At 73.6% G+C, this 19,105-nt stretch carries 16 protein-coding genes and 1 pseudogene; 8 read left to right on the forward strand and 9 right to left on the reverse strand.

The window, feature by feature from the left end; genetic code table 11:
* The first annotated feature begins 28 nt into the window (after positions 1 to 28).
* From ABGB21_RS03480 to ABGB21_RS03495, 4 genes are read left to right on the forward strand one after another with little or no spacing between them, the layout of a single operon-like run.
* Entirely contained in the window at positions 29 to 478 is a 450-nt protein-coding gene (locus ABGB21_RS03480) for a hypothetical protein (protein ID WP_347652792.1), read from the forward strand.
* Positions 479 to 483: 5 nt separating this feature from the next.
* Positions 484 to 1,701 carry a PPE domain-containing protein gene (locus tag ABGB21_RS03485; protein WP_347676303.1) on the forward strand — a complete coding sequence of 406 codons (1,218 nt, stop codon included), beginning with the start codon at positions 484 to 486 and terminating at the stop codon, positions 1,699 to 1,701.
* Between the two features lie 35 nt (positions 1,702 to 1,736).
* Positions 1,737 to 3,083 (forward strand): alpha/beta hydrolase, encoded by a 1,347-nt coding sequence (locus tag ABGB21_RS03490; RefSeq protein ID WP_347652790.1) that lies wholly within the window; start codon positions 1,737 to 1,739, stop codon positions 3,081 to 3,083.
* 34 nt (positions 3,084 to 3,117) lie between these two features.
* On the forward strand, positions 3,118 to 3,861 hold the full coding sequence (locus ABGB21_RS03495; RefSeq protein WP_347652789.1) for a hypothetical protein: 744 nt from the start codon (positions 3,118 to 3,120) through the stop codon (positions 3,859 to 3,861).
* 40 nt (positions 3,862 to 3,901) lie between these two features.
* Here the strand turns inward: ABGB21_RS03495 and ABGB21_RS03500 are convergent, their stop codons facing one another.
* The 7 genes and pseudogenes from ABGB21_RS03500 to rfaE2 all read right to left on the reverse strand — a co-directional run bounded on the left by ABGB21_RS03500 (position 3,902) and on the right by rfaE2 (position 13,465).
* Positions 3,902 to 5,149, reverse strand: a complete 1,248-nt coding sequence (locus tag ABGB21_RS03500; protein WP_347652788.1) for a S8 family serine peptidase — start codon at positions 5,147 to 5,149, stop codon at positions 3,902 to 3,904.
* 21 nt (positions 5,150 to 5,170) lie between these two features.
* The gene (locus ABGB21_RS03505; RefSeq protein ID WP_347652787.1) at positions 5,171 to 5,824 is read right to left on the reverse strand and encodes a response regulator transcription factor; all 654 of its coding nucleotides are present in this window, start codon (positions 5,822 to 5,824) and stop codon (positions 5,171 to 5,173) included.
* A 168-nt stretch (positions 5,825 to 5,992) separates the two neighbouring features.
* Positions 5,993 to 6,634, reverse strand: a complete 642-nt coding sequence (locus ABGB21_RS03510; RefSeq protein ID WP_347652786.1) for a response regulator — start codon at positions 6,632 to 6,634, stop codon at positions 5,993 to 5,995.
* A 22-nt stretch (positions 6,635 to 6,656) separates the two neighbouring features.
* Positions 6,657 to 8,918, reverse strand: coding sequence for an ATP-binding protein (locus ABGB21_RS03515; protein ID WP_347676305.1), 2,262 nt, complete (start codon positions 8,916 to 8,918; stop codon positions 6,657 to 6,659).
* A complete protein-coding gene (gene eccB, locus ABGB21_RS03520; protein ID WP_347676307.1) occupies positions 8,918 to 10,300 on the reverse strand; it encodes a type VII secretion protein EccB in 1,383 nt (460 codons plus the stop codon). Before eccB ends, ABGB21_RS03515 begins: the two co-directional genes overlap by 1 nt.
* 217 nt (positions 10,301 to 10,517) lie before the next feature.
* A pseudogene (locus ABGB21_RS03525) lies at positions 10,518 to 11,477 on the reverse strand (glycosyltransferase); the annotation flags it as partial.
* Positions 11,478 to 11,491: 14 nt separating this feature from the next.
* Positions 11,492 to 13,465, reverse strand: coding sequence for a D-glycero-beta-D-manno-heptose 1-phosphate adenylyltransferase (gene rfaE2 / locus ABGB21_RS03530; protein WP_347676309.1), 1,974 nt, complete (start codon positions 13,463 to 13,465; stop codon positions 11,492 to 11,494).
* Between the two features lie 192 nt (positions 13,466 to 13,657).
* On the opposite strand from rfaE2, the gene ABGB21_RS03535 reads away from it, so the two are divergent.
* Positions 13,658 to 14,206 (forward strand): type 1 glutamine amidotransferase domain-containing protein, encoded by a 549-nt coding sequence (locus ABGB21_RS03535; RefSeq protein WP_347652782.1) that lies wholly within the window; start codon positions 13,658 to 13,660, stop codon positions 14,204 to 14,206.
* A 167-nt stretch (positions 14,207 to 14,373) separates the two neighbouring features.
* Here the strand turns inward: ABGB21_RS03535 and ABGB21_RS03540 are convergent, their stop codons facing one another.
* Positions 14,374 to 14,775: a hypothetical protein gene (locus ABGB21_RS03540; protein WP_347652781.1), complete on the reverse strand. Its 402-nt coding sequence runs from the start codon at positions 14,773 to 14,775 to the stop codon at positions 14,374 to 14,376.
* A 143-nt stretch (positions 14,776 to 14,918) separates the two neighbouring features.
* Here ABGB21_RS03540 and ABGB21_RS03545 point away from each other — a divergent pair, with 143 nt between their 5' ends.
* On the forward strand, positions 14,919 to 16,547 hold the full coding sequence (locus ABGB21_RS03545; RefSeq protein WP_347676311.1) for an MDR family MFS transporter: 1,629 nt from the start codon (positions 14,919 to 14,921) through the stop codon (positions 16,545 to 16,547).
* A gap of 27 nt (positions 16,548 to 16,574) precedes the next feature.
* On the opposite strand, the gene ABGB21_RS03550 is transcribed toward ABGB21_RS03545, so the two are convergent.
* Entirely contained in the window at positions 16,575 to 17,072 is a 498-nt protein-coding gene (locus ABGB21_RS03550) for an NUDIX domain-containing protein (protein WP_347652779.1), read from the reverse strand.
* A gap of 205 nt (positions 17,073 to 17,277) precedes the next feature.
* Between ABGB21_RS03550 and ABGB21_RS03555 the strand changes: the two genes are divergently transcribed.
* Positions 17,278 to 18,027 carry a methyltransferase domain-containing protein gene (locus ABGB21_RS03555; protein WP_347652778.1) on the forward strand — a complete coding sequence of 250 codons (750 nt, stop codon included), beginning with the start codon at positions 17,278 to 17,280 and terminating at the stop codon, positions 18,025 to 18,027.
* 117 nt (positions 18,028 to 18,144) lie between these two features.
* Entirely contained in the window at positions 18,145 to 19,059 is a 915-nt protein-coding gene (locus ABGB21_RS03560; RefSeq protein WP_347676313.1) for an NADP-dependent oxidoreductase, read from the forward strand.
* Positions 19,060 to 19,105: the final 46 nt, after the last annotated feature.

Genomic DNA, 19,105 nt, shown 5'->3' on the forward strand with positions numbered 1-19,105 from the left:
GTAGGCGCCTACGACACGAGGGGAAACCATGGCCGCCGACTCCTTCGCGGTGGACCTGCGTTCGCTGACCGAATTCGCCGAGGAACTGGCCACCCAGCTCGCCGGCATGGTGCAGCCGCTCGGTCAGCTCGACGCGCTGACCGAGCGGGAACTGCGGCTCGGCGCGTTCGTCGAGGCGCAGTCCCTCGGTCAGCACCATGGCGTCGCGGTCGCCGACCTGCACCACCTGGTCACCCAGGCGCGGGACGCGATCGACTTCGCCAGAGAGGTCACCGCCATGGTCAACGACGCCTACCAGCGGTACGACGCCGGGGTGACCAGCGCCGTGCAGAGCGTGGGCGGCGTGCTCCACACGACCGGCGGCGCCGTCACCGGCACCGTGCACGGGGTGGGCGGCGTGGTGCCGGCGGTGGGCGGGATCATCGCCGGCCTCGCCGCGCCGCTCAGCGGTCCGGGCACCGGGGAGGGGCAGGTCTGACCGGCATGCGACCGAGGACCGACTTCACGCCGTACAGCCACGGGCAGCTCTACCAGATGCTGCACCACGGCGACGAGACGACCGTGCGCACGGTGGCGGAGTCCTGGGACGGTGTCGGCGCCCGGCTGCACGAGCAGGCGACCAGCCTCGAACGCCGGCTCGCCCGGTTCCGCCAGCAGTGGCAGGGCGGGGCCGCCGAGCAGTACCAGACGATGATCGCCGACCTGAGCGCCGGACTGCGGCGGATCGGCGACGCCGCGTTCGCCATGCGCGACGTCGCGTACGACGTGGGTGACGCCCTGAAGCGGGCCAAGGCGCAGATGCCGCCCCCGGTCGAGGTGCCCGAACTCTCCACCGTGACCGTGGCGCTGGCCACCACACCACTGCGGACGGACGCGTTCACCTCCGTGACGCAGGTCGCCGAGCTGCGGCAGCGCCAGACCGACGCCGCCGCCGAACTGCACCGGTACGAGCAGGCGGCCCGCGCCGCGGGGACGGCCCACGCCAGGGCGGTGGCGGTGATGAACGCCCTCGCCGTCGAGTACGTCGCCGCCGGTGACCGGATCCCGGTGCCGCCCGAGGGGGGTGACCAGACCGGAGGACCCGGCGGTGAGCCAGTACCCGGGGAGGCCGCCGGGGTGGCCGGTGGACCGGACTCAGAGAAGGGCGGCGGGCGGCCGGTCTTCGGGGCCATGTTCACCGCCGGGGTCGCCGCCGCCGCGGCGGCCGCCGCCGGTCGGCTCGGCAACCGGGCCACGCCGGCCGTACCCGGCTGGGCGAAGAAGAAGGAGAGTGACGGCGACCGGGCCGGTGCCGGGGCGACACCGTCCGGCTCCGGCGTCGCCGGGCTGGGCCGGAGCCTGGGCGGCATCGGCGGTGGTGGCGGTGTTCCGGTCGGAGGTGGGGGCGGTGGTGGCCCGGCAGCGCCGGCCCCGACGGCGCACGGCGGTCTCTCCGGGGCCGGCGCGGCGGCCGGATCGGCGGCCGCGGCGTTTCGTACGGCGGCCGGCGCGGCAGGGTTGGGCGCCGGCATGACGCCGATGATGCCGATGATGCCCATGATGCCGTTCGCACCGACGGGCGGGGACGCGGGTGCCCGCCGGGTGCCGCCGTGGCTGACCGAGACCGAGGAGGTCTGGGGCGAGTCGGCGGTGGTCACCCCGCCGGTGCTCGGCGCGGACCCGTCGGAGGAGACGCACCCGCCGGTGGACTTCCCGTACTGACCGCGGAACAGCGGATCGTCAGGTGGAGGTGGACGATGAGAGTCGAGGGTGGCACCGAGGTCTTCCAGGTGCGGTCAGCCGAGCTCGGTACGGCGGCGACGAGGGCACTGCCGGAGCAGGTCGCCGTACTCGGGAACGCCCGGCTTACGCTGCTGTCCCAGACGGTGCCGGCGGAGTGGCTCGGCCGGTTGGCAGGCGCCCAGCAGGCTGCCACCGCGCACGCCGGCACCATCGCCACGAGTCTGCGGCAGCTCGCGGCCGCGACGACCGAACTCGAGGGCATCGTCACCCGGATCCAGGCCACCGCCTCCGGTGCCCACCGGTACGACGACGAGCAGGCCAGGAAGCATCAGGAGCAGGGCCAGCGGGTTGCCCAGGCGGGTGGGGTCACCAGTGACGCCACCGGAACGGTCGAGGGTATCGCCGGCCGGGACGCGGACAACCGTACGAGGGTCCGGTCCGTGCTGGAGGCCGCCGAGACGGAGCGGGCCCGGGTCGCCGCGGAGCGGGCGGCGCTGCTGGAGCAGCCGCCGAGGAACCTGGCTCAGCACGACGCGGCCGTCGGCGTGCTCGACGAGGAGCTCAAGCAGCTTGATGGGCGGATCAACGCCTACCAGCGGATGCTCGACAGCGATACGAAGATCCTCGCCTTCGACCCGGCCGGGAACGGGCGGGCGATCGGCCTGGTCGGAGAGATCGGCGAGAACACCCGGGCGGTCGGCGTACTCGTGCCCGGCACCTTCTCGAACATCGAGAACTTCGCCAAGTACGAGAACCTGGCCTCAAGTTTTGTCGTTCCGGGTCGCGCCTCCGGCGAGGTCGCCATGGTCGTCTGGATGGACGGCGCCCTGCCGCAGTCCCTCGTCTCGGCGGGTACCCCGTCGTACTCCCAGGAGCTGGCGCCCCGGCTGCACGACTTCGTCAACGGCGACCTGCGGCCGATGGTCGGTGACCACACCAGGATCACCGTCATCGGCCACAGTTACGGCGGCGCGACCATGGGGCTGGCCGACGCGGCGGGGATGCGGGCGGACCACGGCGTGCACCTCGGCTCCGCCGGCATGGGGCACGGAGTGCCCGAGGACCGGGTGCCGAACGACTACTTCGTCACCCGCTACGCGATCACCTCCCCGTACGACCCGATCCAGATGACCCAGGGCGGCGTCGGGGAGGGGATGGGCCTCAACCACGGGCCGGACCCGGACACGTATCCGGGAGTCATCCAGATCCCGAGCGGCCGGAGCGCCGCTGGCGAGGTGCTGACCGGAGAACTCGCGCACACCGGCCTGCTTGAGCCGTACTCGGACTCGTGGCTGAGCATCTACAACATCATCACCGGGGACGGTCCGGTACCCGCGCCCCCGATCCGCCCCGGCCGGTGACCGGGTGCCAGCACTCCCCGAAGGAGGTACGGCGATGACCGTTGACGCCGCCGGTGGGCACGTCGTCCAGGTGCAGTTCGAAGCCCTGTGGGCGGCGGCCCGGCAGGCGCTGCCGCCGCAGGCCGCGGCGCTCCGGGAGGTGCGGCGGGTGCTGCTCGCCACCCAGGTGCCGACGGAGTGGCTCGGACGGCTGCCCGGTTCCGGCCAGGCGGCCACGGCGCACGCCGGCGCCATCGTCGAGAGCGCCCGACAGCTCGAGGCGGCGGCGACCGAACTCGACCGGATCGGCGGCCACGTCACCACGACCGCGGACCGCAACAAGCAGCTCGACGACGACCACGCCCGGCAGCAGCAGGAGCAGGGCCAGCAGGTCGCCCAGGCGGAGCAGCGGTGGCCGGAGGGCCAGCGGGACAAGGCGATGGCGGTGCTGAGGGAGATCGAGGCACAGCATCCGATCAGCAGCGCGGCGGTCGCCCGCAACATGCTCGACAAGGTGATGTGGTTCGCGGGCAACATGGCGGCCGGCCAGATCGGCGACCACTACGACCAGGAGGTCCGGGAGCTGCTGAGCCAGCCGCCGACCAACGAGAACCTGCGGACGCTGGCCGAGCGGGAGACCGAGTTCTGGAACTCGCCCCGGGGCAGCGACGTCGGGGCGATGATGGGCGCCGACACGCGTTACCAGCTACTGCTGCTGTCCCGGGCGGAGTGGGTCCGGGAGCTGCCCTGGGAGCTGCGACAGCAGGGCATCGACACGATCTTCCCGCCCAAGCCCTGACCTCGACAGGCCCCGACTCCGCCGCCCGTCGCCGTCCGGGTCAGCGTCGCCAGCCCCGGGCCCGGCCGCGGCGGAGTACGGTCACGGCCAGTCCGGCCAGGACCGCGCCGACCAGGCCTAGCAGCGCGAGCACCCCGGGCAGCCGGGGACGGGCGGGCGGTCGGGTCGGGCCGACGGCCGGCTCCACGACCTGCGGCGCCGCCGCGGCGGCCCGACCGGGAGCCGGACCGGCCGGCAGTTCGGCGGTCACCGCCGCCGCGACGTCCAGCCTGCCCCAGCCCAGCCGGGGATCGCGGCCGTACGGCGGCCGGTTCGCGGTGGCGGCCAGCCGCTCCCGTACCTGGGCAGGGGAGAGTTCCGGCCGGTACGCCCTGATCAGTGCCACCGTCCCGGCGACGTACGCGGCGGCGTACGCCGGATCGCCGACCCCCCACCGCTGGCCGATCCGGCCCCTGGTGCCGGCCGCCGTGCTGACCAGGTCCGCACCCGGCGCCGCGAGGGTGACGTGCCCGCCGGCCTCGGTCTGCACCGGCGAGCCGGCCTGGTCGTGCGCGCCGACCCCGAGCACGCCCGGCAGCGCGGCCGGGTACGACCGCAGTCCCGCGCGGGCGGCGACGGCCGGGGCGACGACGACGATCTCCTCGGCCAGCGCCTCCCGGACCGCGCTCTCCAGGGCCCGGCTGCTCCGCACGGCCGGTACGACCACCAGGATCACCCCGGCACCGGCGTCGGTCGCCCGGCGGACCGCCTCGGCCAGGTCGTCCGGATCCGGCCCGTCCCCGGATCCGGCGGCCCCGTCCGTCGTCTCCGTGTAGCGCAGCGCCAGGATCCGGGCGCCGGGCGCCAGACCCGCGAAGGTGGTGGCCGGGTCGGGGCGGGCACCGACGATGCCGGCGGCGAAGGTGCCCCGGCCGTCGCAGTCGGTCCGGTCCGAGGCGCCGGCCACCTGCCCCGGCCCGAACTGCGGGTTGTCGGCGTCGATTCCGGTGCCGAGCACCGCGACGAGTTGACCGGCGCCGTCGGTCAACGGCCAGATCCGGGTCGGGTCGGTGAGCCGCTGCGCCCAGCCGACCGCGTCCTGATAGACCCCGGCCGGGGTGGCGCACGGCGCCGCCGCGTCGGCCGGTACGCCGGGCGCGGCCAGCGGCGTCAGCAGCCCGACCACCGCCGCCACGGCGAACCGCCACCGGGCCCGTGCACCGGGTTCCGGCGTGGTGGCGGTCGTGCGGTGTGGTCGGCCGCGTCCGTTCCGTGCGGGGACGGGCCCCCGGGGCCGCCCGGTGGTCATGGCCGGCTCCGTCGACCCGGCTCAGGCGGAGACCCGGTCGTCGGGTCGTCCGCAGGCGGCCATTCCGTGCTCGATCGCGAACCGGGTGAGCGCCGACCGGCGGCGCAGCCCGGTCTTGTCCCGGATCCGGTCCAGATAGGACCGGACGGTCCGGACGCTGATCCGTAGCGTCCGGGCGATGTCCTCGTCCCGCTCGCCGGCCGCCACCCAGGACAGCACGTCGACCTCGCGGTCCGAGAGTTCGAGCTGGAGGCGGGGGCCGACCCGCCGGTCCGGCAGCACCGAGGCGAGCGAGGCCGAGACGTAGCGGTGTCCGACGGCGACCTGCCGGACCGCCCGGAGGATCTCCTCGGCGTCCGCGCTCTTGGACAGGTAACCTGCCGCCCCGGCGGCCATCGCGCCCCGGACCTCGGTGCGGTCGACCTCGGCGGAGAGCACCAGCACCCGGTGGCCGAGGCCGGCCACGGTCCGGACCGCCGCCGCGTTCCGCGACCCGGGTTCCAGCAGTACGACGCAGTCCGGGCAGCGCCGGGTGGTGACAAACTCGGCGACCGTCGCGGCGGCCACGCAGAGTTCGAGGTCCGGCGCCCCGGTGACGACTCCGGTGACGGCGGTCCGGTAGAGCGGATGACCCTCGACGACCCCGACGACGGTGCTGCCTGCTGCTGCCCTCATCCCGCACCCCTCCCCAGGTCACGCCGGGACGACGTCGCCCGGTCCGGTCGGGGACCCGCCCGGACGGGGTGGGCCGACGCCGGGGCGACAACCTGACGGTATCGACGGGGCGGGGAGAGCGGTGATGGTCGATCGTCCACCAGGGGGTCCGGTGCACGGGACCGAAGGTCAGAGTTCGTCGGCCCCGATCAGGCCGTCCTGGATGGCCCGGGCGACCAGGGCCGCCTTGGTCGGTGCCGGCCGGCCGACGTTCGCGTACTTGATCCGGGCCCGTTCCAGGCAGGCGTTGACCCGGCGTACGGTCAGGCCGAGGCGCTTGGCGACCATCTCCTTGGACTCGCAGCGGAACCACTCCAGCAGCACCTCGGTCTCCCGGGGCGAGAGCCGGGGCCGGTCGGGCCGGATGTCGGTGCCGAACGCGCCGGAGAGCATCGGCGGCAGGTACGGTAGGTTGCTCGCCGCCGCCTGCACCGCCGTGACCAGGTGGTCCTCGCCCTCGGCCTTGGTCAGGTAGGTGAACGCCCCGATGTCGAGGCAGTTCAGCACGGTGTCCCGGTCGGCCCGCATGCTGTAGACGACCACCTGGCGTCCGGCGTCGACCAACCGTTTGAGGTCGCCGTACGCCGGACCGGTCAGGTCCAGTTGCAGGTCGAAGACGACCACGTCGGCGTCGCTGCCCGGCGGCAGCCAGGCGGCGGCGACGGTCGGGCCCGCGTCCAGCACCTCGATCGGCGGGTCGGCGAGCGTGCACCAGGCCCGCACCCCGGCGATCACCACCGGATGGTCGTCGACCACCACCACCGAGGTCACCGCCGCACCTCGCCGCGCTCGGTCATGTCGTCTCCTGCCAACTCGACCGGATCCAGAGTCGTTCGCCCTCCACTGTGGTCGACGTGTGCACCCCGTCGCTGTCCGGGAACGGTACGGCCTCCGGCGCGTTCGCGGCGACCACGCTCACCGTCACCTCCCGGTCGGCGCCGACCACGGTGAGGCGTACCTTGCCGCGGGCGGTGGCCAACGCCCAGACCGACGCCTCGGTCAGCCGGCGCCGCACCTGGGTGGGCAGCGCCGGGCGGTCACCGAACTCCGCGAAGGTCACCGGTACGCCCTGCCGCTCGGCGAGTTCGACGCAGGCGCGCAGTTCGTGCAGCAGCGGGTCGGGCACCGTCTCGTCCTCGGCGAAGAGCCGGCGCATCTTGGCTGCCTCGACCGCGCAGGAGCGGCGTACCGCCTCGTCGCCCGGGTCCAGGCTGCCGTCGGCCAGGCCGGACAGCAGCGGCACCGTGGTCCGGGCCAGGTCGGCGTACCGTTCCACCCGGTCCCGGGCGAGCTGGGCGGCGACCGCGCCGGCGGTGCGTACCTCCTCCTCCGCCCGGGCCACCCGCGCCGTACTGACGGCGAGCTGCCGCAGCACGATCGCGATCATGCCGACGGCGAGTTGGAAGGCGAGCACGATCACGGTGGCGTTCACCGCGGCGGCGAAGGAGAGCGCCGCCGCGCCACCGAACGCGGTCTGGGCGAACGTCAGCAGATAGCTGCCGCCGAGCACCCCGGCGAAGACCGCCGGCCGGGCGTCGAGCAGCAGCAGCACGACCGTCCAGCCGACGTCCCCCTCCGACCAGTGCGTGTAGCCGAGCCGCTGCTCCGGCGGCACACCGGCGGTGGCGAGCACGGAGAGGGCGAGGACCAGGCCGAGCAGCGGCCAGCGCCAGCGGCCGAGGGACCACCCGCGCAGGGTGTGGACCGCGACGATCGCGGTGACCAGGACAAAGCCGCCCATCGTGGCGTACTGGGCGACGGGCGGGTGGTAGCTGTCGTGGGATGCCAGCAGCTTGGGCAGGTCGAGCAGGCCGAGGACGGCCAGGTTGATCACCACGGTCGCCCAGACCAGGCCCCGGTGGAACCGGGTGGAGATGATCGCCACGTTGTCGTCGGTCGGTGGCGGCGCGTGCCGGGGGCACTCCATCCGGACCGTGGTGCCCTGCCCGCGACTGCTGTGCACGGTGGCCCGCCCACCGATCCGGTCCATCCGGTCGACCAGTGAGCGGGCCACTCCGTACCGGTGGCCGGAGACCTCGTCCGGGTCGAAGCCGCGACCCCGGTCGGTCACCTCGACCACGACGGTCTGACCGGCGTCGCCGGTCAGCGAGACGGTCACCTCGGCACGGTCGGTCTCCGCGTGCCGGACCACGTTGGTCAGCGCCTCCCGGGTCCCGTGTCCGAGCATCACCGCGTCCACCGCCCGGATCGACAGCGTCGGCAGCCCGCACAGACGTACCCGCAGTGGGGTGTGCCCGACCACCTCGCGGAGCAGCGCGACCAGGTCGGCCTCGCGTTCGGTGTCGACCGTCGGCCCGCCGAGCACGGTCAGGTCGCGGGCCGCCTGCTCGGCCAGCCACGGCTCCGGCCGGGTCACGACCCCGGCGCCGACCATCAGCAGCGTCGCCGAGGCGGTGTCGTGCAGGGCGGCGAGGTACTCCCGTTCGTCGGCGCGGCGGGCGGCGGTGATCGCGGCGTCCCGGCGGACCTGCGCACCCCGGACCACCAGCAGGTCGGCCCGGCGGGCGTTACGTCGTACCAGGCGGTAGAGGCCCCAGGAGAGGGCGACCTCCGCCACCATCCAGAGGCGGATCGCGACCGCCGCCGGCAGGTCGGTCGCGGCCAGCCAGCTCTCCGGGCTGGCGAGCGCGGTCCCGACGATGTCGGCCACCACCACCGCCGCGGTCAGCGCCACCAGGCCACGGGAGCCGACCTGCCACGGGTACGTCACCACGATGATCGCCGCGGCGAGCGGGACCCAGCCGCTGTTCTCGACGTGCTGGTCGGCCGGAGCCGTCCAGACCTGGAGCAGGCAGAGCGCACAGACCACGGTGACGTCCACCGGCACCAGCCAGCGGGGTGCCACGCGCAGCGTACGCATCGCGTAGTAGCCGTTCCAGGCGAGGAAGAGCAGCACGAGTACGGTGGCCGGCCCTGGCTCGCGGGCGGCGCCGAGCAGCAGCGACACCAGGCCCACCACGGCGACCACGGTGAGCCGGAGGCCGAGGGAGTAGCGCAGGCCCTGCCGCAGCAGCCCCTGCTCGACCGGTCCCATCAGCCGGGTACGGTCTGTCGGGCCGCGGCCGGGTCCAGGGTGGCCCCGGTCGGGAACATCGCGAGCACCGAGGCGGGTACGCCGTACGGGCGGACCCGGCCGAGCCCGAGCGAGGCGATCGCCCCGTCGCCGGTCACCGGGTACTTCCGTCCGGTGTCGGTGATCAGGTAGACGGTGCCGGACGGGGTGCCGGGTACCGGCTCCTCGGCGACCAGCGCCCCGGCTCCACCCGGTACGTAGACCTCGGTCGGGACGCCGGCACCGCCGCCGGCCGGCAGGCTGATCGGCTGCCCGTCGCCCAGCGGCAGGCCGTCGCCGACGGTGATCCGGTCCTCGGCGACGCAGACCGTGGCGTTGCCCGCGACCGGCACCGGTTCCGGGCGGCGGCGCGGATACCCGTCCGCCCTGGTCGGCGACCGTGGCGCGGCGGCGACGTCGGCGGGCCCGACCGGCAGCGGCCGGGGCAGCGCGTCCGGATAGGCGGCGCCGCTGCCCGGCGAGCCGAGTGCCAGCCGGGCCTCGGTGTCGCTGACCACGGCGAGCCCGTCGGCGCGGACCAGGTAGAACTCGTCTCCGCCGGTGGTCAGCACCTGACCGACCCGGGTCGGGCTGCCACCCACCGTCGGCCCCGGCCGCCCGACGCCGTCCACCTGGAAGGTGTCCAGGTCACGTCCGGCCGGGACGGTGTTCAGCCAGGTCGGGGCGACCCGGACGGTGTCGGCGGCGGCGAGGCCGAGGGCGACCACGGCCGGGCCGTCCGGCACCCGGTGTCGGAGCCCGTCGACGATCAGGAACCGTTCGCCGGTCGGGAGCAGTGCCACGATCGCCTGGCCGGCGCCCAGCCGCTCCCCGCCCGGTGGCTGGCCGAGCAGGACGGCGGGGACCGGCGCCTCGCCGCTGGGCCGGTCCGGGGGCTGCCGGGTGCACCGGGTCCACGGGCCGGTGAGCAGCCGGTCGGCCGCCGGCAGCGAGTCCGGGGCGCCGACGATGCCGATTCCGGCGCCCCGGGCGACACCGCCGAGGGTCTTCGCCGGCACGGTGACCGTCCGGGTGCCGTCCCCGCCGGCGAGCAGCCGGGCCGACGTGTAGTTGAGCACCGGGTGCAGCGCGCCGTCGGCACCGAGGACGAACCTCGCCCCGGTCTCCTTCTCGACGATCACCTGCCCGCCCTGGCGCCACGCCTGCTGTCGGCTCGGGGTGAGCAGGCCGATGATCCCGAAGACCGCGGCGACCAGCACGGTGACCGCCAGTCCGATCGCGGTGCCGAGCAGGAGTCGTTTCGACGGCGAGGCCGGGTGGTCGGCGTCGGCGGAGACCAGCGCGGAGACCAGCCGACGGCGGAGGAACTGGTACGCCTGGATCCGGTCCTTCTGCGTCCACACTCGACGGCCCCCGCGCGGTGTTGGCGAAACGTCAGGCAGCCGCGATGATACCGAGGGTATCGATCGTCCTGACCATCGAGCACGCACATCGTGCGTCTGGCGGCATTCGCCGACGTCAGCGCCGCTGGTCCGCCCCGGTGGGCTCGGTGGATGCCGGCTCGGTGGGTGCCGGCTCGGTGGATGCCGGCTCGGTGGGTGCCGGCTCGGGGTGGTCGGCGAGCAGCACCTCCCAGGCTTCCATGGTCCGCTCGGTGACCGTGGTCGGCGCCTCCAGGTGGTACGCCCCGCTCGGCAACACCCCGGCACCCGCGTACCGGCTCATCACCGCGAGCTGGGCGGCCACGTCCTCGCCCTGGTGCCCCGGGTCCAGCTGACGCCAGAAGTCGAAGCCGCCGGCCGCGCGCAGCCGCTCGCGGTGGTAGAGCACACAGCCACCGATCCAGGAGATCTTGTACGCCCGCCACTGCCCCGGCGGCAGTCGACGGGCCGCCGTGACGTGCAGCAGGTTGGCCGCGGAGTGGATCTGCGCGCGGGCCCACTCCGGGGTGCCCGGCCGGGGCAGCTCCGGCACCGGCCGCCCGGGCCACTCCTGGTAGCGCCGGTGCGTCTCCGGCCGGACGTCGTCCAGATACGACAGTCCGTGTACGGCGTTGCCGACAAAACCGCAGTCGAGTTCCTGGACGGCGGTGAGCAGCCGGTCGACGGTGCCCGGTTCGAGCCAGACGTCGTCGTCGAGGAAGAGGACGTACCGGGCGGCCGAGGCGTCGAGCAGGTAGGCGCGGTGCTCGGCGAGTCCACGCCGGGGCAGCCGTCGGGTGAGCAGCACCGGGTGGCCCCGGTGTCGGAGCACCCGGACCATCGCGGCCGCCGCCGGCTCCGCCCAGGCCGGCTCCGGACCGTCGGACTGGTCGCTGACCACCACCCCGAAGCCGCCCCCGCTCTCCTCCGTCCCGGCCGGCGGACCGCCCCCGCTCTCCTCCGTCCCGGCCGGCGGACCGGGCGGGCTCTGCTCGATCCCGGCCGGACCGGTCGACCCGGTCGGGGCGGGGTGCTGGGCGGCCAGGCCGGCCAGGGTCACCGCCAGTTCGGCCGGACGGTCACGGGTCGGGATCAGGATGTCCAGCAGCCGGTCCCGGCGGAACGCCGACGGATCACCCGGCTCGATCGGCCGGGTGATCCGGGCCGGCCGGTTCACGCCCGGTGACTCGGGGCGGCGACGGTTTCCGTGGTCTCCCCGGCCTCGACGGCGAGCTGCCGGTTGTCGCCGTACGACCGGATCCGTTCGATCACCGCCGAGGTGGACCGGTCCGGTACGTAGCCGAGGGTCCGAACCTGACCGCCGAGTCGACGTACCAGGGGTGCCTCGGGAACCATCTCCGGCGGGTAGTCGCCGCCCTTGACGTACACGTCGGGGCGGATCGCCTCGATCAGCCCGGTCGGCGAGTCCTCCTCGAAGACCACCACGTGGTCCACACAGGAGAGCGCGGCGAGTACGGCGATCCGGTCCTCGACCGGGTTCACCGGCCGGTCGTCGCCCTTGAGCCGGCGTACGCTGTCGTCCGAGTTGACCGCGACCACCAGCAGGTCACCGAGCCCACGCGCCTGGTCCAGGTAGCGGACGTGCCCGTGGTGCAGGACGTCGAAGCAACCGTTGGTGAAGACGACGCTGCGCCCCTCCGCCCGGTGCCGCGCGACGACCTCCAGCAGGCTGTCGTGGTCGAGCACGGTCCGGGCCGGTGCCTGCGCGGCGACGCCGAGCGCGGCGAGCAGGTCGTCCCGGTGGCAGACACAGGTGCCGGTGTCCGCGACGGTGGTCGTCGCGGCGAGCTGGGCGAGCTGGGCCGCTGTCGGCAGCGGTGCGTCGGCGGCCAGCGCCAACGTCATCGCCGCCAGGTAGGCGTCGCCGGCCCCGACCGCGTAACTGGCCGGCACCGGCGTGGCGTGGCTGCGCCGGGACCGCCCGTCGGCGCCGCCGACCACCGCGCCCTCGGCATCCAGGGTCACCGCCACGACGTCCGCCCCGGTACGTTCCCGCAGCTCGGCGAGGCGGGCCTGGGCGACGACCGCCCGGCTGGCCCCGCCGGCGGCGACCGGACGACCACCGGCACCGCTCGCCGTCTCGTCGCCGGCCACCACGATGTCGTCCCCGGCGACCCCGATTTCGTCGCTGGTCACCGTCAGACCGTCCCCGCTGACCGAACCGCCCCGGTCGTCGGTCGACGTGCCGCCGTCCCCCTCGGTCGGCGGCGTACCCTCCCCGCCGGTGTTCCCACCGCTGTTGGCGGTGATCGGCACGCCGTTGCCGCCGGCCGTCGGCGTGCTGCCGTCGCTGGCCGTCGACGTGCCGTTGTTGCTGGTGATCGTCGTGCTCGGCGCACCGTCGGTGCGCCGGGTGCCGGTGGCGGTGGTGGTGCCGTCCGCGGCGACGCTCACCCGGGTGCCGGCGACCGCCGTCGAGCGCGGATCCGCCCCCGCCGGCGACGGGGCGCTGAGCAGCCGGGCCGCCTCGGCGAAACTCGGGGTCACCACGGTCGGCGCCAGGCCGCGCCAGTACGCCAGGTCGTGGGCGTCCAGCGCCACCGTCGCGTACCGGTCGCGGTTGTGCACCAGCCAGCGGCGTACCGGCTCGGGCAGCGCGCCCAAGCCGTAGTCACAGACCACCAGGGTCGGCGCCTGACCACCGCGGTCGGCACGCAACTCCTCGGTCGTGTGCGCGAGCGCCTGCAGCATCCGCTGCACTCCCTCGTCCGGCAGTGTCTCGTCCGCGTCGCCCTCGTCCTCCCGGAGCAGGATCTGGTCGGCGGCGAGCAGCCGGCGCTTGACCGGTGTCGGCCGACCCGGCTGGCTGATCGTCCGGTCCCAGACTCCGGCCCGGTCCAGGCAGTCGTGCAGTTCGTCTCCGGCGACGTCGGCACCGACCGGCGAGACCAGCGCGGCCACCCCGCCGAGCGCGGTCAGGTTGACAGCGGTGTTCGCAGCCCCACCAGCCGCGCAGAGTCGACGACGCAAGGTGAGGACCGGTGCCGGTGCCTCCCGGCAGAGCCGGTCGGACTCGGCGAACCGCCACTCGTCGAGCATCGCGTCACCGACCACCAGTACGCCCCGCCCCAGCCAGCTCTCCACCACCGCGGCCAGGCGGCGCTGTTCCGCTGCGTCTCTCACCATGTAGCGCGGGTCCCCGGTGCCGGCCAGGACAAACGTGGTCCTTCGGCGACCGCGAAGGGGATGTGACGCGGGCCGCGCCGGACGGGCCGGGGTGTTTCGGCGTCCCCGTACCGGGAAGGACTTTTTCCGGGAGGTGGTGAATCGGAAAACCGCCACAGAGCCCACTTCCACCCCTCGGAAAGGAGATACGAGATGGCAGCCGAGTTGCAGGGCAAGCGGTTCGCGTTCCTGGCCACCGACGGCGTGGAGGAGGTCGAGTACGTCCGACCCCGGGAGGCCGTCGAGGCCGCCGGCGGCCGGGCCGAGCTGGTCTCGCTGAAGCCGGGCACGATCCAGGCCTTCAACCACCTGGACAAATCCCAGCGGTACGACGTCGACGTCACCGTCGCCGGAGCCGACCCGTCCGGGTACGACGGTCTGGTGCTGCCCGGTGGGGTGGCGAACCCGGACGCGCTACGGACCGATCCGGACGTGCTCCGGTTCGTCCGGGCGTTCTTCGACGCGGGCAAGCCGGTCGGGGCGATCTGCCACGCGCCGTGGACGATGATCGACGCGGACGTGGTGAAGGGACGGACCCTGACCTCGTGGCCGAGTCTCCGTACGGACCTGGCGAACGCCGGGGCGCACTGGGTCGACGAGGAGTGTCACGTCGACAACGGCCTGGTGACGAGTCGCAGGCCGGACGACCTGCCGGCGTTCTGCGCCAAACTCGTCGAGGAGTTCGCCGAGGGCCGGCACTGACGGTCTCGCCGGCCGCGCCGGGTGGGGTGAGCCGGGTGCCCCGCGACGGGATCAAGCCTGACCGCCCAGGACGGGATCATGCCTGACCGTCGGGAGCGGGGGACCCGGCCCCACCCCGGACCGGGTGCCCAGACCCGGCGCCCCGGCCCGGTCCGCGCAGCCGGCAATCAGCAGTCGTACTGGTGTTCGCGGAGCAGTCGCCGCACGGTGTCCGGGTTGGGGCTGCCGGCTCCCCAGCCGTTGACGTCCTGGCCGTTGACCTCGTCGATGTGCCAGTGGTTGCCGCGCAGTTCACCGGAGTCGCCGGGATGCTCCAACTCGACCGTGCAGGTCTGCGGGTCGTTGTCGGTGTTCACCACCCAGTCGAAGTCGTACGCGACGACCCGCTTCTTCCGCTTCTTCCTGGTGCCGGTGCTCTCCTCGTCGGCCTCCACGGTGACCGAGGTGAAGCCGGCCCTGGTCAGCTTGTCCCGGTACGCCTGCGCGGGGTCACCTCCGCCGCACCCGCCGACCGCCAGGGTGGCGGAGACCGCCGCGACCGCGAGCAGTGCGACTCTCCCCGTGTTCACGTGTCCTCCTTCGCGCCGATCCGTACGCCGGACGGCCATCTGCCTCAGGAGCGTCGACGGTAGGAGGCCCGGTCAACCCGTGGTTCGGATGAGCAGGGCCGACGTCCGGCGCATCATTCGGGCCGGCGTGGGGAGAAAACACCATGAGCACCGCTGAGGACGACCGACCGCAGTTGGGCCGCCGACAGATCAGGCTCCTGATGGTCGGGCTGATGACCGGCATGCTGTTGGCCGCGCTGGACCAGACCATCGTCGGCACCGCGCTGCCGACCATCGTCGGCGAGTTGGGTGGTATCAACCACTACTCGTGGGTGGTCACCGCGTACCTGCTGGCCTCGACCGCCTCGACGCCGCTCTACGGCAAGATGGCCGACCTGCTCGGCCGCCGCCCGGTTTTCCTCTTCTCGATCGGGACCTTCCTGGTCGGCTCGCTGCTGGCCGGACTGTCCCAGAACATGACCCAGCTGATCATCACGCGGGGCATCCAGGGAATCGGTGCCGGTGGTCTGATGACGCTGGCCTTCACCATCATCTCGGACGTGGTGACCCCCCGGGAGCGGGGCCGCTACCAGGGGCTCTTCGGTGCGGTCTTCGGGGTCTCCTCGGTGGCCGGGCCGCTGGTCGGCGGGTACTTCGCCGAGCACGACTGGCGGTGGATCTTCTTCATCAACGTCCCGCTGGCGATCGTCGCGATCATCGTCTGCTACCACGTGATGCGGCTGATCCCGTTCAAGCGTCGCAAGCATGCGATCGACTGGCTCGGCGCGGCGCTGCTGGTCGCCGGGGTGAGCGCGCTGCTGCTCGCGCTGAGCTGGGGCGGCAACGAGTACGCCTGGGGTTCCGGTGTGATCATCGGGCTGTTCGTGGCCGGCGTCGTCCTCGGTGTGGTCTTCCTGCTCCAGGAAGCCCGGGTCGCCGAGCCGATCCTGCCGCTGAGGCTGTTCCGCCGACCCACCTTCGCGCTGGCGAACACCGCCGGCTTTGTCCTCGGTCTGGTGATGTTCGGCTCGATCATCTTCATCCCGCTCTACCTGCAGATCGTCAAGGGCGCCTCCCCGACCAACAGCGGTCTGCTGATGCTGCCGATGATGGCCGGCGTGATCGTCACCTCGGTGCTCTCCGGGCAGGCGATCAGCCGGATCGGCCGGTACAAGTGGTTCCCGGTCGCCGGGGCGGCCGTCCTGGTGCTCGGCATGCTGCTCTTCACCCGGCTGCAGGTCGACTCCCCGCTCTGGGAGGCCTTCATCTACATGGTGTTCATCGGTATCGGGCTCGGCCTCTGCATGCAGCCGCTGGTGCTCGCCGTACAAAACGCGGTGGAGATCCGGGACCTGGGCGCTGGTACGTCCACCGCCACCTTCTTCCGGTCCCTGGGCGGCTCGTTCGGGGTGGCGATCCTCGGCGCGGTCCTCTCCGCCCGGCTCGCCAGCGGGCTCGGTGACCGGCTGCCGGCGGCGGTCGCCCAGCTGCCGCCGGAACAGCGGGGCCAGTTCGCCGACGCCAGCCACGAGATCTCGATCAACGAGCCGGCGAAGATCCTGGCGCTGCCCGCGCCGATCCGCGACGCCATCCAGGAGTCGTTCGTCGGCGCGCTGCACGTCGTCTTCCTGGTCGCCGGTCTGATCGCGATCCTGGCGGTGGCGGTGGCCCTGGCCATGCCGAACCGGGAACTGCGCGGCGCCCCGGGGTCGGCCACCAGCGACCGGTACTCCCGGGAGGGGCACGACGACGCCGCCGCCGACATGGAGGCGAACGCCCAGACGCTGCTCTGACCGGTGGGAATGGGGTCCTTCCTCAGCTCACTTGAGGATGAACTGGTTGGTGCGTTCGAAGGCGGCCAGGTCGGCCAGGATCTCCGACACGTTGGGGGAGAGCGGTTCGGGCAGTTCCCCGTCCGGGAGGAAGAAGCCGGCGTTGGTGGTCTCGTCGGTGGCGGTCAGCAGTTCGCCCGCCCAGGCGTCGACCCGGAAGGCGACCACGAAGAGTTGGTACGTGTCGCCGTACATGTTGGTGAAGGTGCGGTCCGGGCCGGTGTACATGGCGAACGGGGTGACTGCGGTCGCGGTCAGCCCGGTCTCCTCCCACACCTCACGAACCGCGCACTCGGCGATCGACTCGCCCAGTTCCATCGCGCCGGCCGGCAGCGCCCAGTAGCTGTTGTCGGACCGTTCGATCAGCAGCACCCGGCCGGCGGTGTCCCGGACCACCGCCCGGGCGCCGACGAACATCAACGTCCGGTCTCCGGCGAGGGCACGGAGTTGGCCGAGGTACGACTCGGCCCACGGGACACTGCTCATCGTTCTGCTCCCGGGTCGGCGCTTGATCGGGTCACAGACCACGATCGCGCGATCTGATCTCAGCCGTCGAGTCTTTCCCGCAACCACGACACCGGCGCATCGGCGCGGACACCTGGATCGTTTCCCGTACCTTGAGAGACATGTACCACTATACGGGAAGGGGGGTAGCTTCGGATGAGGTCGCCGGAGCCGGGAGGGGTACGACGTGGAGCTGCTGGACTGGGACGCGCGGACCTACGACACGCTGCCGCTGCCGCACCGACGCTGGGGAGCGGACCTGCTGGCCGAGCTGCCGCTGGTCGGCACCGAGACCGTACTCGACCTGGGGTGCGGAACCGGCCGGGACACCGAGCGACTGCTCGCCCGGCTGCCCGTCGGCCGGGTGGTCGCGATCGACGGCTCCGCCCGGATGCTCGCCGAACTGCGCGTCCGGCTGCCGCACGCCGGCGACCGGCTGACCGTGCGGGAGGCCGACCTGCGGGAGCCGTTGCCGCTGGCCGAGCCGGTCGACGCGGCGTTCAGCGTGGCGACCCTGCACTGGCTGCCCGACCACGACACGCTGTTCCGCAGCGTCGCGGCCGCGCTGCGTCCCGGCGGGCGGTTCGTCGCCGAGGGCGGCGGCCGGGGCAACGTGGCCGGCGTACTGCGGGCCCTCGCCGAGGTGACCGGCCGGGACGACGAGGACCGGTTCTGGAATTTCCCGGGGGTCGACGAGACGGTTCGCCGGCTGCGCCGGGCTGGCTTCCCGGACCCCGAGGTGGAGCTGGTCGCGGATCCGGCCCGGCTGCCCGCGGGCGAGCCGCTGGAGGCGTTCCTCGGCACGGTGGTCCTCGGCGCGCACCTGCGGGAGCTGCCGGCGCAACGGCGTCGCCGGTTCGTCCGGGCCGTCGCCGAGCGGCTGCCCGAGCCGGTCGTCGACTACGTACGCCTGCGGATCCACGCCGTCCGTAGCTGAAATCCCTTGTGCCACAGTCGATCCACGCCGTACCCGTCGGCAGGTCCGTTGCGGCGGACCCTTTTCCGGGAGGCGTCCGGCGGCGAGGATGTGGGGCGACACGGGAGGAGTGATCACGTGCGGGTGGTTGCGGCAACGGCTACGGGTGGGCCCGAGGTGCTGCGGGTGGTCGAGTGGCCGGATCCGGTCGCCGGACCGGGACAGGTGCTGGTGCGGGTGGGCGGGGCCGGCGTCAACCCCGCCGACCTGGGGGCCCGCGCCGGGTTCATCCCCGGTGGGCCGATCCCGCCGCCGATCGTGCTCGGCTGGGACTTCGCCGGGGAGGTCGTCGCCGTCGGCGACGAGGTGACGGATCTGCGGCCCGGCGACCGGATCGCCGGGATGATCCCGTGGTACCTGACCCGGGGCGCTGGCGGCGCGTACGCCGAACTCGTCGCCGCCGACCGGGACTGGGTGGTCCCGATTCCCGACACGCTCGACCTGGCCGCCGCCGCGACGATCGGCCTGAACGCGCTCACCGCGCGGCAGGCCCTGGAGCTGATGACCCTCGAACCGGGCACGACGGTGCTGGTGACCGGGGCGAGTGGTGGGGTGGGCGGGTTCGCCGCCGAGTTGGCCGTCCGGGCCGGGCACCGGGTGGTCGCGGTCGCCAGCCACGACGACGAGGAGTGGGTGCGCGGACTCGGGGTCGCCGAGGTGCTGCCCCGCTCCGCCGACCTGGCCGGGGTGGGCCCGTTCCCCGCCGTACTCGACGCGGTCCCACTCGGCCCGCCGGCCACGGTCGCGGTCGCCGACGGGGGCACGCTGGTGACGACCCGGCCGACCCCGCCGCTGGATCCGGCCCGTGGGGTACGACAGCACGTGATCATGATCCAACTGCGGCAGCCGATGCTGACCGAACTGGTGGCCGAGGTGGCCGCCGGCCGGCTGCGTACCCGGGTGGCGAAGACGCTGCCGCTGACCGAGGCGGAGCAGGCGCACCGGCTGGCCGAGGCCGGCGGGACGCGCGGCAAGATCGTGCTGGTGCCGTAGCGGAACGGCCGGCGCCGCCGACAACTGTGGAGCCGGCCGGATCCGT

Source organism: Plantactinospora sp. B24E8 (assembly GCF_039871735.1).
Classification (GTDB): domain Bacteria; phylum Actinomycetota; class Actinomycetes; order Mycobacteriales; family Micromonosporaceae; genus Plantactinospora.